This is a genomic window from Streptomyces sp. NPDC058872, assembly GCF_042743065.1.
GTDB lineage: Bacteria > Actinomycetota > Actinomycetes > Streptomycetales > Streptomycetaceae > Streptomyces.
This window is the reverse complement of record NZ_JBHYMK010000033.1, coordinates 9,426-25,781: the sequence shown is the minus strand read 5'-3', so window position 1 is coordinate 25,781 and position 16,356 is coordinate 9,426. Positions and strand designations below refer to the sequence as shown.

15 protein-coding genes are annotated in these 16,356 nt (G+C 71.3%); 12 read left to right on the top strand and 3 right to left on the bottom strand.

Going from position 1 to position 16,356, the window contains the following annotated elements; genetic code table 11:
- The first annotated feature begins 17 nt into the window (after nt 1-17).
- The 3 genes from ACFW22_RS21340 (at nt 18) to thrS (ending at nt 4,046) form a co-directional block, all read left to right on the top strand.
- Nucleotides 18-584: a DUF4365 domain-containing protein gene (locus ACFW22_RS21340; protein WP_386406908.1), complete on the top strand. Its 567-nt coding sequence runs from the start codon at nt 18-20 to the stop codon at nt 582-584.
- On the top strand, nt 584-1,897 hold the full coding sequence (locus ACFW22_RS21335; protein WP_386406905.1) for a hypothetical protein: 1,314 nt from the start codon (nt 584-586) through the stop codon (nt 1,895-1,897). The genes ACFW22_RS21340 and ACFW22_RS21335 overlap by 1 nt, the downstream gene beginning before the upstream one ends.
- 172 nt (nt 1,898-2,069) lie before the next feature.
- Nucleotides 2,070-4,046 carry a threonine--tRNA ligase gene (gene thrS / locus ACFW22_RS21330; protein WP_386406902.1) on the top strand — a complete coding sequence of 659 codons (1,977 nt, stop codon included), beginning with the start codon at nt 2,070-2,072 and terminating at the stop codon, nt 4,044-4,046.
- Between the two features lie 13 nt (nt 4,047-4,059).
- Here the strand turns inward: thrS and ACFW22_RS21325 are convergent, their stop codons facing one another.
- Nucleotides 4,060-4,749, bottom strand: coding sequence for a potassium channel family protein (locus ACFW22_RS21325; protein WP_386406899.1), 690 nt, complete (start codon nt 4,747-4,749; stop codon nt 4,060-4,062).
- 65 nt (nt 4,750-4,814) lie between these two features.
- Here ACFW22_RS21325 and ACFW22_RS21320 point away from each other — a divergent pair, with 65 nt between their 5' ends.
- A complete protein-coding gene (locus ACFW22_RS21320; RefSeq protein WP_386406897.1) occupies nt 4,815-5,378 on the top strand; it encodes an HIT family protein in 564 nt (187 codons plus the stop codon).
- 27 nt (nt 5,379-5,405) lie between these two features.
- On the opposite strand, the gene ACFW22_RS21315 is transcribed toward ACFW22_RS21320, so the two are convergent.
- Together ACFW22_RS21315 and ACFW22_RS21310 are read right to left on the bottom strand one after the other, a co-directional pair.
- Entirely contained in the window at nt 5,406-7,064 is a 1,659-nt protein-coding gene (locus ACFW22_RS21315; RefSeq protein WP_386406894.1) for a hypothetical protein, read from the bottom strand.
- 176 nt (nt 7,065-7,240) lie between these two features.
- Nucleotides 7,241-9,457: an elongation factor G-like protein EF-G2 gene (locus ACFW22_RS21310; protein ID WP_386406891.1), complete on the bottom strand. Its 2,217-nt coding sequence runs from the start codon at nt 9,455-9,457 to the stop codon at nt 7,241-7,243.
- Nucleotides 9,458-9,726: 269 nt separating this feature from the next.
- Here ACFW22_RS21310 and pgsA point away from each other — a divergent pair, with 269 nt between their 5' ends.
- The 8 genes from pgsA (at nt 9,727) to ACFW22_RS21270 (ending at nt 16,274) form a co-directional block, all read left to right on the top strand.
- On the top strand, nt 9,727-10,389 hold the full coding sequence (gene pgsA, locus ACFW22_RS21305; protein WP_384883753.1) for a phosphatidylinositol phosphate synthase: 663 nt from the start codon (nt 9,727-9,729) through the stop codon (nt 10,387-10,389).
- Nucleotides 10,390-10,394: 5 nt separating this feature from the next.
- On the top strand, nt 10,395-11,303 hold the full coding sequence (locus tag ACFW22_RS21300) for a phosphatidylinositol mannoside acyltransferase (protein ID WP_386407069.1): 909 nt from the start codon (nt 10,395-10,397) through the stop codon (nt 11,301-11,303).
- Nucleotides 11,300-12,454, top strand: a complete 1,155-nt coding sequence (locus ACFW22_RS21295) for a glycosyltransferase family 4 protein (protein ID WP_386406887.1) — start codon at nt 11,300-11,302, stop codon at nt 12,452-12,454. The genes ACFW22_RS21300 and ACFW22_RS21295 overlap by 4 nt, the downstream gene beginning before the upstream one ends.
- A 186-nt stretch (nt 12,455-12,640) precedes the next feature.
- On the top strand, nt 12,641-13,276 hold the full coding sequence (locus ACFW22_RS21290; protein ID WP_386406884.1) for an MBL fold metallo-hydrolase: 636 nt from the start codon (nt 12,641-12,643) through the stop codon (nt 13,274-13,276).
- Nucleotides 13,277-13,287: 11 nt separating this feature from the next.
- On the top strand, nt 13,288-13,830 hold the full coding sequence (locus ACFW22_RS21285) for a hypothetical protein (RefSeq protein WP_384883760.1): 543 nt from the start codon (nt 13,288-13,290) through the stop codon (nt 13,828-13,830).
- 116 nt (nt 13,831-13,946) lie between these two features.
- Nucleotides 13,947-14,861, top strand: coding sequence for a pyridoxal 5'-phosphate synthase lyase subunit PdxS (gene pdxS, locus ACFW22_RS21280; RefSeq protein WP_386406880.1), 915 nt, complete (start codon nt 13,947-13,949; stop codon nt 14,859-14,861).
- Between the two features lie 6 nt (nt 14,862-14,867).
- Nucleotides 14,868-15,458 (top strand): pyridoxal 5'-phosphate synthase glutaminase subunit PdxT, encoded by a 591-nt coding sequence (gene pdxT / locus ACFW22_RS21275; RefSeq protein WP_386406877.1) that lies wholly within the window; start codon nt 14,868-14,870, stop codon nt 15,456-15,458.
- 63 nt (nt 15,459-15,521) lie between these two features.
- Entirely contained in the window at nt 15,522-16,274 is a 753-nt protein-coding gene (locus tag ACFW22_RS21270) for a YebC/PmpR family DNA-binding transcriptional regulator (protein WP_386406874.1), read from the top strand.
- The last annotated feature ends 82 nt before the right edge of the window (nt 16,275-16,356 follow it).

Genomic DNA, 16,356 nt, shown 5'->3' with positions numbered 1-16,356 from the left:
CGGGGAAGGAAGAAGACATGGCGCTCGCCCAGCCCGAGTCGGGAGGGCTGCCGCCCCAGCGGGCGGTACCGACGCGCGGCTCACTCGCCACCACCGCCTGCATGGAGACCCTTCAGGTGGGATACCTGCACGCCGTCGCCGCCGCGGCCGGCTGCTCGCTGTCCCAGCCCTTTCCGGACAACGGGATCGACTGGCACGTGAGCCACAGCGCTCCCGGGCACACCGTCGACGACGAAGTGACCATCAAGGTGCAGCTCAAGTGCACCTACCAGATACCGCCGCGCCCGCCGGGCAGCGCGTTCTCCTTCACCCTCGACAACGACCACCTGGTGAAGCTCGCCCGGACACCGGTGTCGGTGCACAAGATCCTGGTGGTGATGCTCGTCCCGAGGGCACCGGAGGACTGGCTGAGGGCGGGCCACGACCGGCTCGACCTGCGGCACTGCTGCTACTGGATCAACCTGGCCGGACACCCGGTCACGGGACGGCGCCGCACCACCGTGCGGGTCCCGACGACACGGATCTTCGACGACCGGGCACTCTGCGAGATCATGACCCGGGTCGGCGTGGGAGGGAGACCTTGATGCACCGACCGATCGACGACCCCGGGTTCGGGGACGGGGGGGACGGGGCCGGGCGCGGTTCCGTCCCCCCGCCCTACCGGCCCCATCCCGCACCCGGTGAGACCCCCGGACCCTGGACCGGCGTTCCCGCCCCGCCGACGGGGCCCTGGGCCGACGCCCAGGGCCCGCCCGACCCGGGCAGGGTCGACCCGCGGGTCCTCGGTGCCCTCCTCGCCCGCCACGGCTGGCGGCGCCGCGGCGGCGCCGCGGGCCGCTACAGCCGCTGGACCCCGCCCGGCACCGGCACCGGCACGAGCCTCCTCGTCCCGGAGAGCCGCGCCTTCCCGGACTGCGAGGACCTGCTCGGCGAGGCGCTCACCGCCCTCGCCCGCAGCGGCACTCCCTCCGCGAGGGAGGTCCTCACCGGCCTCTCCGTGCCCAGCGACGAGATCCGCTGGTGGCGCGACGTCCCCCCGGGCCCGACCGGCACCGTTCCCTGGACCGTGCAGGAACAGCTCAGGTCCGCGGCCCGCCAACTGCTCCTCGCCGGTGCCCTCGCCGTGCGCGGTCGGGCCGGCTACCACGGGTCCCGACACCGGCGCGCCGCCCAGGCGTCCTTGGAGACCGTCGTCGTCGGCGCGGCCCCCGGCGGGCGCGGCCTCACCGCCTTCCTGCCGGTCGAGCCGGGGCGTCCGGTCACGGTCCGGCTCTACCACGCGCTCCACGCCGCCCGCGAGGCCGTCGACTACCAGCGGGCCACCGGCGGCATGGAGGCCTTCGACACCGCCGTCGAAGCGGGGGTCAGCCGCGAGTTCACCGAGGCGCTGGTGGCCCTCGTCCGAGGCACCGAGGGTGCTCGCATCGCCCTGGAGTGGGCCCCGGCCGTCGGCGCCCCCGAGGGATGTGCCGCCCGGCCCGAGCCGGTCGAGTTCTCGCCCGGCGACCTGCCCGCGCTCCGGGAGGCGAGCGCCCGCTATCTGACCGACGAGCCCTCCGTACCGGTCAGGCTCACCGGAACCGTCGTCCGCATGCGCCGCTCCGGGCCGCGCGGCGAAGGGGTCGTACGGCTCCGGGTGCTCGGCGGTGCGGAAGTCCCGCACGTCCGGGTCGCCCTCGACGAGGAGGCGTACCGCACGGCCGGCCACGCCCACCTCGTCGGGCTTCCGATCCGGGTCGTGGGCCGGCTGGAGAGCCGCGGCGGTTTCCGGCGCCTCACCGATGCCTCCGGAGTGGTTCCCGTCCAGGTCGACGAGACGGAACGGGACCGGTTGCTGAAGTCCCTCCAGGAGAACCACGACTTCTACGGGGAGGCCTGCGGGCCCGACGGAGAATGAAGGGCCGACGGGGGCCCCGGGCCGCGGGAAGCGCGCGGGGCCGCGGGCAAACCCTTTCGCGGACGACGCGTACGGCTCGGTAGGATCGGTGGCGACGCGGCACCTCGTCTCTGCCGCGCTTCGTCGGTGCCGGCACTTCGTGTCTGCCCGCACCCCTATGTCTGGAGCACCAGTGTCTGATGTCCGTGTGACCGTCCAGTCCGCCTCGGAAGCAGAGGAGAGGACGGTGAGCGCGGGCACCACTGCCGGCGCCCTGTTCGCCGGCGACCGCACCGTCATCGCTGCCCGCATCGGCGGCGAGCTGAAGGACCTGTCCTATGAGCTCCGCGACGGCGATGTCGTCGAGGGTGTCGAGATCTCCTCCCCGGACGGTCTCGACATCCTCCGCCACTCGACCGCGCACGTCATGGCCCAGGCCGTGCAGGAGCTCTTCCCCGAGGCCAAGCTGGGCATCGGCCCGCCGGTCCGGGACGGCTTCTACTACGACTTCGACGTCGAGAAGCCCTTCACCCCCGAGGACCTCAAGGTCATCGAGAAGAAGATGCAGGAGATCCAGAAGCGCGGCCAGCGCTTCGCCCGCCGGGTGGTGACCGACGAGGCCGCCCGCGAGGAGCTCGCGGACGAGCCCTACAAGCTGGAGCTCATCGGGATCAAGGGATCCGCCTCCACTGAGGACGGCGCGAACGTCGAGGTGGGCGGCGGCGAGCTGACCATCTACGACAACCTCGACGCCAAGACCGGCGAGCTGTGCTGGAAGGACCTCTGCCGCGGTCCGCATCTGCCGACCACCCGCAACATCCCTGCGTTCAAGCTCATGCGCAACGCCGCCGCCTACTGGCGCGGCAGCGAGAAGAACCCGATGCTCCAGCGCATCTACGGCACCGCCTGGCCGTCGAAGGACGAGCTGAAGGCGCACCTCGACTTCCTCGCCGAGGCCGAGAAGCGGGACCACCGCAAGCTGGGCAACGAGCTCGACCTCTTCTCCGTCCCGGACGAGATCGGCTCCGGCCTCGCCGTCTTCCACCCCAAGGGCGGCATCATCCGCCGGGTCATGGAGGACTACTCGCGCAAGCGCCACGAGGAAGAGGGCTACGAGTTCGTCTACTCGCCGCACGCCACCAAGGGCAAGCTCTTCGAGAAGTCGGGCCACTTGGACTGGTACGCCGAGGGCATGTACCCCCCCATGCAGCTCGACGAGGGCGTGGACTACTACCTCAAGCCCATGAACTGCCCGATGCACAACCTGATCTTCGACGCGCGAGGACGCTCCTACCGCGAGCTTCCGCTGCGCCTGTTCGAGTTCGGCACCGTGTACCGGTACGAGAAGTCCGGCGTCGTCCACGGCCTCACCCGGGCCCGCGGCTTCACCCAGGACGACGCGCACATCTACTGCACCCGCGAGCAGATGGCGGACGAGCTCGACCGCACCCTCACCTTCGTCCTGAACCTGCTCCGTGACTACGGCCTGACCGACTTCTACCTGGAGCTGTCGACCAAGGACCCGGAGAAGTTCGTCGGCTCGGACGAGGTCTGGGAGGAGGCCACCGCGGTCCTCCAGCAGGTCGCCGAGAAGCAGGGCCTCCCCCTGACCCCCGACCCCGGCGGCGCCGCCTTCTACGGCCCGAAGATCTCGGTGCAGGCACGGGACGCCATCGGCCGCACCTGGCAGATGTCGACCGTCCAGCTCGACTTCAACCTGCCCGAGCGCTTCGACCTGGAGTACACCGCGCCGGACGGCACCAAGCAGCGCCCGGTCATGATCCACCGAGCCCTGTTCGGTTCCATCGAGCGCTTCTTCGCCGTCCTCCTGGAGCACTACGCGGGTGCCATGCCGCCGTGGCTGGCCCCCGTCCAGGCGACCGGCATCCCGATCGGCGACGCGCACGTCGACTACCTGCAGGAGTTCGCCGCCAAGGCGAAGAAGCAGGGGCTGCGCGTGGAGGTCGACTCCTCCTCGGACCGGATGCAGAAGAAGATCCGGAACGCGCAGAAGCAGAAGGTGCCGTTCATGGTCATCGCGGGTGACGAGGACATGGCTGCCGGCGCCGTCTCCTTCCGGTACCGCGACGGCTCGCAGGAGAACGGCATCCCCGTCGACGAGGCGATCGCCAAGCTCGCCAAGACCGTCGAGGACCGCGTCCAGGTCTGACGGACCGAGCCGCTCAGGAAGCCCCCGGGGAAGTCCCCGGGGGCTTCTTCTCGTCCTCGCGGGTGAACGCCTGGATCAGCCAGGACGAGAACGAACCCGTCACCGCGCCCAGCAGCGCGAGCCCACAGCCCATCAGGCCCACCGCCGTCACCCGGCCCATCGGCGTCACCGGGACCACGTCCCCGTACCCCACCGTCGCCAGCGTCGCGCAGGTCCACCACAGGGAGTCCCCGAAGGTGAGGATGCTGGCCCCGGGGGCGTCCACCTCGTACCGGTAGACGGTGAGCGCGCCCGCGAAGCCCAGCAGGCTCGTGGTGAGGCTCGCATAGACCATCACCCGTGCGTGCAGGCTGAGCCGGGGCTTGTCGCGGCGGCGCTGGACCCGGTCGTAGATGCTCACCATCCGTACCGGCCGCAACAGGGGCAGGGCCACGACCACCGTGTCGAGCAGATGGGTGCGGACGAAGCGCAGCGGGCCGAGACCGCTGAACCGCAGCCTCACCACGTAGTCCACCAGGAAGATGCTCCAGGCCGCGAAGGTGAGGGCGAGGCAGAGGTCGAGCCAGATCTGGGGGAGGCGGTGCCGGGCCAGGACGTGGACCGTATAGCCGGCCAGGTAGACGAGGGAGGCCACGGCGAGCGGGGTCTCCATGCGACGGTCCCAGCGTTCCTGCCGGGCTGGTTTCGGGGGCCTGACGCTCATCCGATCAGCATGGCCGCTGCACGGATCTTCCGCCCCGGCGACACGTTCCGAACGGGCGACGCAATATGCTGCACGACATGACGACTGAGCCGGAGCAGCAGATCGGAGTGGGGACGCGGGACGCGTTCCAGCGCCTGTGGACGCCCCACCGGATGGCGTACATCCAGGGGGAGAACAAGCCGACCGGGCCGGGGTCCGAGGACGGCTGCCCGTTCTGCGTGATTCCGTCGAAGTCGGACGAGGACGGTCTGGTGATCGCGCGCGGCCAGCACGTGTACGCGGTGCTGAACCTCTACCCCTACAACGGCGGCCACCTCATGGTGGTCCCGTACCGGCACGTCGCCGACTACACCGACCTGGACGAGGCCGAGACGGTCGAGCTCGCCGCCTTCACCAAGCGGGCGATGGTCGCGCTGCGGGCGGCCTCCGGCGCCCACGGCTTCAACATCGGCATGAACCAGGGTGCCGTCGCGGGCGCCGGCATCGCCGCGCACCTGCACCAGCACGTGGTGCCGCGCTGGGGCGGGGACACCAACTTCATGCCGGTGGTGGGGCACACCAAGGTGCTGCCGCAGCTGCTCGCGGACACCCGGAAGATGCTGGCCGACGCCTGGCCGGCCACCCTCTGACCCCACCACCCCGCCCGGGGGCCGACGTCACGCGTCGTAGACGTCGGCCTTCTTGGGGCCGGGCTCCTGGATGCCCCCGCTGAGGACCAGGGAGCGGCCCGTGAAGCGCTCCGTGTCCACGTTGTGCTCCTCGAGCACCTTGATCGCCGCGGTGTGGACGGCACGGAGCACGGGGGTCGCCATGCGGATGGCGTCATCGGCCATGAAGCGGTTCTTCCAGAGCGGTCCCGCCCAGACGTGTCGCAGGCCGAAGGGCTCGGGCAGGACCATCTTGCCGCCGAGGAACTCCAGGACCGGCGGGTACCAGGTGAGCGGGGCGCGCACCGCCAGCCGGACGATGTCGTCGGTGTCGAGCAGCGGTTGCTGGATCTCCCTGGTCTCCCAGAAGCGGACCGTCTTGGCGACCTCCTTGCTCTTCCCCTTCGGCTTCGCCGTGAAGAGGCCGTGCACGGGGCCGAGCGCGTGGCCGGTGACCTCGATCCGGAGCGTGTGGTGGAGGGAGGTGACGGTGACCATCATGGTGAGGACCAGGTTCCCGTCCCAGAGCGTGAACTGCACGCCCAGGTAGTGGCGGTTGCCCGCACCGAACTGCTGGTTGTTGCAGATCCGCTGTATCTCGTGCGGCTTCACCTGATAGTGGACGATGTCGTCGCCCTCGGGGCGGCTGACCTCGTCGGCCCCCTCGCCGACCGCGGCGACGATCCAGTGCTTGACCGTCGGCTTGGGGAAGCCGGTCTTGAGCGAGCCGCGCTCCAGGAGGGTCAGTTGGTCGTGGATCTTGCGGACGACGTCCCAGGCGCGGAAGTCGTGGATCTCCCGGCCGGGCAGGGGCACCAGCTCCTCGGCGAGCGTCCAACTGCCCCAGCGGGTCCCCAGGCCGAGGATGCCCTTGCTGCCCGCGTAGAAGACGATGTTGGACTGCTGCTCCGCGGACAGCTTCTCCAGGTTGAGCCGGAGTTCCTCGGCGGACTTCTCGTCCGGGTCCTGGGGAACGGACTTCGGGATCTGTGCGCCGACGCCGCCGCCGCTGAGCAGGCCGGTCCAGCGCTCCCGCAGGTCGACGGCGGCCTTCAGACAGATCCGGCTCGCGAGGAACCAGCCGATGACCGGAGCGACGATCATGGCGCGCAGGTAGTTCGGCAGCAGTCCGTCGTAGGGCAGCCTGAGCAGGACCAGTGCTGCGAAGATGCCGGCCGCCCAGAGGAGGGCCGTGCCGATGGCACTGGTCCGCCTGTTCTCGGAGCCGGCGGCGACGCGGCGCAACTGGATGACGCCGAGCCAGAGCAGCAGGCCCGGGAGGAAGAGCACGCCGCAGACCACGGTGACCACCGTCAGTCTGACGTCGCGCTGCCGACGGATGTGGGTGGCGGCGAGGCAGTGCTCCACGACCGGCTGGGGCTCGGCGCCGAACGACTGGATGAGGGCCTTGCGCCCGCCGCCGAGCATCCGGACCTGGACGGCGCGGGAGAACGCCTCGCCGAGGTCGGGGCGGAACAGCTTCTCCCATCTGCCGCCCTTGACCGTGGTCTTGTAGAGGTCGTTGTCGGCGTCCTGAATGGTTTTCAGAGGGCTGTCCCGGTAGGCGGCGGAAGCGAGCGCGTTGGTCGCGCCCGTCACCCCACCGGAGCCCTGGAGGGGGATCTGTGCCCCGGGTCCGAATCCGTCGATCGCCACTGCCGCCCCCATCGCGCGCGAGTACCTGTGCGGGCTTTTCCCAACTGCCGTGCCCCGCACACCTTCTGAGCTGGGCACCACAGAGTAACCGGGCGTCGACGGATGCGTCACGGCCTGTGGACATTCGCGGCCGAATGACGCCCGCCCGATCGGTGCCGGGCGGGCGTTCAGCCCTGTCGAGGCGTCAACTAGGAGCCGTTCCCGGCCCGTTCGCGAACCTTCTCCGCCAAGTGCGGCGGCATGGGTTCATGACGGAGGTACGTGCGGTCGAACCGACCGGTGCCGTGCGAGACCGAGCGCAGATCGATGGCGTACCGCCCGATCTCGACCTCGGGCACCTCGGCCCTGACCACGGTCCGTCCCGGTCCTGCCTGGTCGGTGCCGACGACCCGGCCGCGCCGTCCCGAGAGGTCGCTCATGACCGGACCGACGTACTCGTCGGGGACGAGGACCTCGACCCGGGCGACCGGTTCCAGGAGGTGGACGGGGACCTCCGCGGCCGCCTCGCGCAGGGCGAGCGCCCCCGCGGTCTGGAAGGCGGCGTCGGAGGAGTCCACCGAGTGGGCCTTGCCGTCCCTCAGCGTCACCCGGACGTCGACGAGGGGGTGACCGGTGGCGATCCCCCGGGCGGCCTGGGCCCGCACCCCCTTCTCGACGGAGGGGACGAACTGGCGCGGTACGGACCCGCCGACCACCTTGTCGACGAACTCGATGCCGCTGCCCGGTGGCAGCGGCTCCACGTCGATCTCGCAGATGGCGTACTGGCCGTGCCCGCCGGACTGCTTGACGTGTCGGCCCCGACCCGAAGCGGCGCCGCCGAAGGTCTCGCGCAGCGCCACCTCGTACGGCACGGCGTCGACCTGGACGCCGTACCGGCCGCGCAGGCGCTCCAGGGCCACGTCCTGGTGGGCTTCGCCCAGGCACCACAGCACCACCTGACGGGTGTCCTGGTTCTGTTCGAGCCGCAGGGTCGGGTCCTCGGCGACGAGGCGGGCGAGGCCCTGTGAGAGCCGGTCCTCGTCGGCCTTGCCGTGGGCCCGGACCGCCAGCGGCAGCAACGGCTCCGGCATCGTCCACGGCTCCATCAGCAGCGGGTCGTCCTTGGCGGAGACGGTGTCCCCGGTCTCGGCGTGTCCGAGCCGCGCGACGCAGGCGAGGTCCCCGGCGATGCAGGCCGCCAGCGGGCGCTGCTGTCTGCCGAAGGGGGAGGTGAGCCCGCCGATCCGCTCGTCCGCCTCGTGGAGCTCGTGCCCGTCGTGGTTCCGGTCGGCGAGACCGTGGCCGGAGACGTGCACCGTTTCGTCGGGGCGCAGGGTGCCGGAGAAGACCCGCACCAGGGAGATCCGGCCCACATAGGGGTCCGCGGCGGTCTTGATGACCTCGGCGACCAGGGGCCCCTCGGGGTCGCAGCCGAGGGGGGGCCGGGAGCGTCCGTCGGGGGTGGTGACGGCGGGGAGCTCGTGTTCCAGGGGGGAGGGGAAGCCGCCCGTGATCAGCTCCAGGAGTTCGAGGGTGCCGAGCCCCTGCGTCCCGCCGTCGGCGGCGGGGGCGGCGGCGAGCACGGGGTGGAAGGCGCCCCGGGCCACGGCCTTCTCCAGGTCGTCGACGAGGGTCTTCAGGTCGATCTCCTCACCGCCCAGATAACGGTCCATGAGGGTCTCGTCCTCGCTCTCCGCGATGATCCCCTCGATGAGCCGGGAGCGGGCCTCGGCGATGACCTCCCGCTGCGCCCCGTCGGGTGCTTCCTCGCGGCGCACCCCCGTGGAGTAGTCGTGGACCCGCTCCGAGAGCAGCCCGATCAGGCCGGTGGCGGGGGCGTGCCCGTCGGCGGCTTCGGCGCCGCGCACCGGAAGGTAGAGGGGGAGGACGGCGTCCGGGTCGTCCCGCCCGAAGAGCTCCGCGCAGACGGCGGTGAGCTCGGTGAAGTCGGTGCGCGCGGTGTCGAGGTGGGTGATGACGATCGCCCGCGGCATGCCGACGGCGGCGCACTCCTCCCAGACCATGCGCGTCGAGGCGGCGACGGCGTCGGCCTCCTGTGCGGCCGAGACGACGAAGAGGGCGGCGTCCGCCGCGCGCAGACCGGCCCGCAGCTCCCCGACGAAGTCTGCGTACCCGGGCGTGTCGAGGAGGTTGATCTTGTAACCGTCCCAGCCGACCGGAACGAGGGACAGCTGCACGGACCGCTGCTGGCGGTGCTCGATCTCGTCGTAGTCGGAGACGGTCCCGCCGTCTTCGACCCGCCCGGCCCGGTTCACCGCTCCGGCGGTCTGCGCGAGGGCCTCGACGAGGGTCGTCTTGCCCGCTCCGCTGTGGCCGACCAGCACCACGTTCCTGACGGCCGAGGGCTGGTCGGCCGTCGGAGCCCTGCCGGCGGCCCCGGCGGGCGTCTTCGTCTTGTCACCCATGATGTGTTCCTCCCGACTGCTCGCACGGTGCGGCGGGACGCGGGCGCGGGGGAGTGGTGTGTCGCGGTACGGCTCCTGCGGTGCCCGCGGTGGTCCTTCGAGCTTTGCACCGACGCCGGGACGCGTCCATACGTCGTACACGCGGGTGCCCCCTGGAGGGACGTCGACGCGACGGGTGGGTACCCGCCGGTAGGTCGGGAGGCTCGTGACTACGATGGGCGGGCCGGTGGTCGTAGGGGCCGCGCGGCCCACCGAACCTCGGGAAGGCCATGCTGAACAAGTACGCGCGTGCCTTTTTCACGCGTGTCCTCACACCGTTCGCCGCGTTTCTGCTCCGCCGGGGCGTGAGTCCGGACGCGGTCACGCTCATCGGCACGGCGGGGGTGATGGCCGGCGCGCTGGTCTTCTTCCCCCGCGGGGAATTCTTCTGGGGCACGATCGTCATCACCCTGTTCGTCTTCTCCGACCTCGTCGACGGCAACATGGCCCGACAGGCGGGAATCTCCAGCCGGTGGGGGGCCTTCCTCGACTCGACGCTGGACCGGGTCGCCGACGGGGCGATCTTCGGAGGCTTCGCCCTCTGGTACGCGGGCAAGGGCGACGACAACGCCCTGTGCGCCGTCGCGATCTTCTGCCTCGCCAGCGGTCAGGTCGTTTCGTACACCAAGGCCCGTGGTGAATCGATTGGCCTGCCCGTTGCCGTGAACGGCCTGGTCGAGCGAGCCGAACGCCTGGTGATCTCGCTGGTCGCCGCCGGCCTCTCCGGGTTGCACGCCTTCGGGGTTCCCGGGGTCCAGGTGCTGCTGCCGATCGCCCTGTGGATCGTGGCCATCGGCAGCGCGGTGACCCTGGGGCAGCGGGTCGTCACGGTGCGGCGCGAGTCGGCCGAGGCGGACGCCGCCGCGGCCGGCGGCGGAGGGGCGGCCTCGTGAGCACGCTGGGCGAGCGGTTGAGCGACGGCTTGTACGGGGCGGGCTGGGCGACCGTGAAGAAGCTGCCGGAGCCGGTGGCGACGGGGCTCGGCAGGCGGATCGCCGACCTGGCGTGGAAGCGGCGGGGCAAGAGCGTGCTGCTACTGGAGTCCAACCTCGCACGCGTGGTGCCCGACGCGGCGCCCGAGCGGCTCGCAGAGCTGTCGAAGGCCGGCATGCGCTCGTACATGCGCTACTGGATGGAGTCCTTCCGACTGCCGACCTGGAGCAAGGAGCGGGTCGAGCGGTCCATCGACGTCAAGGGCCGCCACCACCTGGAAGAGGGCCTGGCCGCCGGGCGGGGCGTGATACTGGCCCTGCCCCACCTGGCCAACTGGGACCTCGCGGGCGTGTGGGTGACCCGCTCGCTGGGCGTGCCGTTCACGACCGTCGCCGAGCGGCTCAAGCCCGAGTCCCTGTACGACCGGTTCGTCGCCTACCGCGAGTCCCTCGGCATGGAGGTCCTGCCGCACACCGGAGGATCCGCAGTCGGCACCCTGGCGCGCCGACTGCGGGCCGGCGGCCTGGTCTGCCTGGTCGCCGACCGCGACCTCTCGGCCTCCGGCACCGAGGTCACGTTCTTCGGTGACACGGCGCGCATGCCGGCGGGTCCGGCGATCCTCGCCCAGCAGACGGGGGCCCTGCTGCTGCCGGTGACCCTCTGGTACGACGACACGCCGGTGATGCAGGGACGGATCCACGCCCCCGTCGAGGTGCCCGAGTCGGGCACGCGGGCCGAGAAGACCTCCGTCATGACACAGGCCCTGGCCGACGTCTTCGCCAGCGGCATCGCGGACCATCCGGAGGACTGGCACATGCTGCAGCGGCTGTGGCTCTCGGACCTGGAGGAGCGCGGGGAGGAACGACCCTCGTGAAGATCGGAATCGTCTGCCCGTACTCCTGGGACGTGCCGGGCGGCGTCCAGTTCCACATCCGCGACCTCGCCGAGCACCTCATCGGCCTCGGGCACGGGGTGTCCGTCCTCGCCCCCGCCGATGACGAGACCCCGCTGCCGCCGTACGTCGTCTCGGCGGGCCGCGCCGTCCCCGTGCCCTACAACGGCTCGGTGGCCCGCCTCAACTTCGGGTTCCTCTCCGCCGCACGGGTCCGCCGCTGGCTGCACGAGGGAACCTTCGACGTGGTCCACATCCACGAGCCGACCTCGCCCTCGCTGGGGCTGCTCACCTGCTGGGCGGCGCAGGGGCCGATCGTGGCCACCTTCCACACCTCGAACCCGCGTTCGCGGGCCATGATCGCCGCGTACCCGATCCTCCAGCCGGCCCTGGAGAAGATCAGCGCCCGCATCGCCGTGAGCGAGTACGCGCGCCGCACCCTGGTCGAGCACCTCGGCGGTGACGCGGTCGTCATCCCCAACGGCGTCGACGTGGACTTCTTCGCCCGTGCCGAACCGAAGAAGGAGTGGCAGGGCGAGACCCTCGGCTTCATCGGCCGGATCGACGAACCGCGCAAGGGCCTGCCCGTCCTCATGCGGGCCCTGCCGAAGATCCTCACCGCGCGGCCCGGTGCGCGGCTCCTGGTCGCCGGGCGCGGGGACGAGGAGGAGGCGGTGGCCTCCCTGCCGCGCGAGATGCGCTCCCGAGTGGAGTTCCTCGGCATGGTCAGCGACGAGGACAAGGCGCGCCTGCTGCGGAGCGTCGACGTGTACGTGGCCCCCAACACCGGGGGCGAGAGCTTCGGGATCATCCTGGTCGAGGCGCTGTCGGCCGGTGCGCCGGTCCTCGCCGCCGACCTGGACGCCTTCGCCCAGGTCCTCGACCAGGGAACGGCGGGCGAGCTCTTCGCCAACGAGGACGCGGACGCGCTCGCGGACGCGGCGATCGCGCTCCTGGGGGACGCACCGCGCCGCGCGGAGCTCAGCGCCCGGGGCTCGGCCCACGTGCGGCGCTTCGACTGGTCCACGGTCGGTGCGGACGTCCTCGCCGTGTACGAAACGGTGACCGACGGGGCGGCGGCGGTCGACACGGACGAACGGGCGGGCGGGCTGCGGGCACGACTGGGCCTCTAGCACGCCCCGGCGACGCCGCCCTCCGCCCCGGCGACGCCGCCCTCCGCCCTGGAGGGCGCCGAGGACCGGGGAGGCCTTCGCCGGGCCCAGGGGCCCGGGCCCCGGTCCCCGGCGGTCCCCGGCCCCGGGAAGGACGTTCTTGCGCACCGGACGGATGGACGGGGCGCCCCGGGGCAGACTGCCGCCATGGATGCGATCACCCGTCTCGACCTCGGTCACCTCGTGCGCCCCGCAGAGGAGTGGGGAGGACCGGGCGACCGGGTGGAGCCGGTCCTCGGCCACCTGGTGCACCACGCCGGTGTGCGCCTGGTCTTCGACACCGGGATCGGGACCGGGTCTCCGGAGACCGATGCGCACTACCGGCCGGTCCGGCGCCCCCTGCCCCTGGGACCGGGCGACGTCGACCTCGTCGTCAATTGCCACCTCCACTTCGACCACATCGGCGGCAACCAGCGCTTCCCCACCACCCCCGTCCTCGTCCAGCGCACCGAACTCGCCCTCGCCCGCGCCGGCGGGCACACCATCGACGCGCTGCTGTCGGGCGTCCGGTACCAGGAGCTCGACGGCGAACACCGGATCGCGCCCGGTCTGCTGGTCGTGCCGACCCCCGGCCACACGGCCGGCCACCAGTCGCTCGTCCTCGACCACGGCGACCGGATCACGGTCCTCGCCGGTCAGGCCCACGACTTCGCCCATGAGTTCGGCACTCCTCGCCACCCTTGGCTCGACCGGCTCGGGGAACTCGCCGACGGGCGGCCCGTCCGTGTCCTGTTCGCCCATGACCGCGACCTTTGGGAAGGCGTGCTGCCGCCGCCCCGGTAGCCTGTGCGCCCGTGACCGAAACCCTGATCTGGACCGTCGTCGCGCTGATCCTCGTCGGCGTCTACCTCAGTTGGACCGCCGGACGGCTCGACCGACTGCACGCGCGCATCGACGCCGCCCGCGCGGCCCTGGACGCACAGCTCCTGCGCCGGGCCTCGGTCACCCAGGAACTCGCCACCTCGGGCGTCCTCGATCCGGCCGCCTCCATCGTGCTCTACGAGGCCGCGCACGCCGCCCGCCAGGCGACGGAGGAGCACCGGGAAGTCGCCGAGAGCGAGCTGAGCCAGGCCTTGCGGGCCGTCTTCGGCGAGCCCGAGCAAGTGGAGCTCGTACGGCAGGCGCCCGGCGGCGAGGAGGCCGCGGGCGAGCTGGCGGCGGCCGTCCGCCGGGTGCCGATGGCCCGCCGGTTCCACAACGACGCGGTGCGGGCCGCCCGCGCGCTGCGCCGGCACCGCAAGGTCCGTTGGTTCCGGCTCGCCGGCCACGCGCCCTTCCCGCTGGCCTTCGAAATGGACGACGAGCCGCCGGTGGCCCTTGCCGATCGACCGACCTGACCCCCCGTAACCTACGAAAACGATCCACCGGGTCCACATTGGCCCTTGATGTGGACCCGAGGTGGCCTGTTTCCTCGTCCTTGTCGTCAACCACCGTTGTCACGAGTGAGGTATCCGTGTCCACCACGCCTTCCACCCCCTTCCAGTCCCCCGAGACCGGCACCGCGCGCGTCAAGCGCGGCATGGCCGAGCAGCTCAAGGGCGGCGTGATCATGGACGTGGTCAACGCCGAGCAGGCGAAGATCGCCGAGGACGCCGGCGCCGTGGCCGTCATGGCCCTGGAGCGGGTCCCCGCGGACATCCGCAAGGACGGCGGCGTCGCCCGCATGTCCGACCCGAACATGATCGAGGAGATCATCGGCGCGGTCTCCATCCCGGTGATGGCCAAGTCCCGCATCGGCCACTTCGTCGAGGCCCAGGTCCTGCAGTCCCTCGGTGTCGACTACATCGACGAGTCCGAGGTCCTCACCCCGGCCGACGAGGTCAACCACTCCGACAAGTGGGCCTTCACGACCCCCTTCGTCTGCGGTGCCACCAACCTGGGCGAGGCCCTGCGCCGCATCGCCGAGGGTGCGGCCATGATCCGCTCCAAGGGCGAGGCCGGCACCGGCAACGTGGTCGAGGCCGTCCGCCACCTGCGCCAGATCAAGAACGAGATCGCCAAGCTGCGCGGCTTCGACAACAACGAGCTGTTCGCCGCCGCCAAGGAGCTGCGCGCCCCGTACGAGCTCGTCAAGGAGGTCGCCGAGCTCGGCAAGCTGCCGGTCGTGCTGTTCTCCGCCGGTGGTGTCGCCACCCCGGCCGACGCCGCGCTGATGCGTCAGCTCGGTGCCGAGGGCGTCTTCGTCGGCTCCGGCATCTTCAAGTCGGGCGACCCGGCCAAGCGCGCCGCCGCCATCGTGAAGGCCACCACCTTCTACGACGACCCGAAGGTCATCGCGGACGCCTCCCGCAACCTCGGCGAGGCCATGGTCGGCATCAACTGCGACACCCTCCCCGAGTCCGAGCGCTACGCCAACCGGGGCTGGTAAGCACCGATGAACCCCTCTCCCGTCATTGGGGTCCTGGCCCTCCAGGGCGACGTACGGGAGCACCTGATCGCCCTGGCCGCGGCCGACGCCGTGGCCAGGCCGGTGAGGCGCCCCGAGGAGCTCGCAGAGGTCGACGGCCTGGTCGTTCCCGGTGGTGAGTCCACCACCATCTCCAAGCTGGCCGTCCTCTTCGGCCTCATGGAGCCGCTGCGCGAGCGCATCGCCGCCGGCATGCCGGTCTACGGCACCTGCGCCGGCCTGATCATGCTCGCCGACAAGATCCTCGACCCGCGCTCGGGCCAGGAGACCTTCGGCGGCATCGACATGATCGTCCGCCGCAACGCCTTCGGGCGACAGAACGAGTCCTTCGAGGCGGGCGTGGCCGTCACGGGGATCGAGACCCCGGTCGAGGGCGTCTTCATCCGTGCCCCGTGGGTCGAGTCCGTCGGAGCCCAGGTCGAGGTCCTCGCCGAGCACGACGGACACATCGTGGCCGTCCGGCAGGGCCGGGTGCTCGCGACCTCCTTCCACCCCGAACTCACCGGCGATCACCGGATCCACGAGCTCTTCGTGGACATGGTGCGCGCGGAACGGTGACGTGATCCCGGTAGGATCTCTGGGGTTCGTTCAAGAAGTGGGTTACGCGAAGGAGACAGGCAGATGTCCGGCCACTCTAAATGGGCTACGACGAAGCACAAGAAGGCCGTGATCGACGCCAAGCGCGGCAAGCTCTTCGCGAAGCTGATCAAGAACATCGAGGTCGCGGCCCGCACCGGCGGTGCCGATCCGGACGGCAACCCGACGCTCTACGACGCCATCCAGAAGGCGAAGAAGAGCTCGGTCCCGAACAAGAACATCGACTCCGCCGTCAAGCGGGGCGGCGGTCTCGAGGCCGGCGGCGTCGACTACGCCACGATCATGTACGAGGGTTACGGCCCGAACGGCGTCGCGGTGCTCATCGAGTGCCTCACCGACAACCGCAACCGCGCCGCCTCCGACGTGCGCGTCGCCATGACCCGCAACGGCGGTTCCATGGCCGACCCGGGCTCGGTCTCGTACCTCTTCAACCGCAAGGGCGTCGTGGTGCTGCCCAAGGGCGAGCTGTCCGAGGACGACGTCCTCGATGCCGTCCTCGACGCGGGCGCCGAAGAGGTCAATGACCTCGGCGAGAACTTCGAGGTCATCAGCGAGGCCACCGACCTGGTCGCGGTCCGCACCGCGCTGCAGGAGGCCGGCATCGACTACGACTCGGCCGAGTCCAGCTTCGTCCCGACCATGCAGGTCGAGCTGGACGAGGAGGGGGCGCGCAAGATGTTCAAGCTGATCGACGCCCTGGAGGACAGCGACGACGTGCAGAACGTCTTCGCCAACTTCGACGTCAGCGACGAGGTCATGGAGAAGGTCGACGCCTGACGACGGCCGTTCCGCAGCGGGGGCCGCGGGGGGCCCCCCCCCCCGCCCCCCGCCGGGTGAGGTGGGGCCCCCAAACCAGACC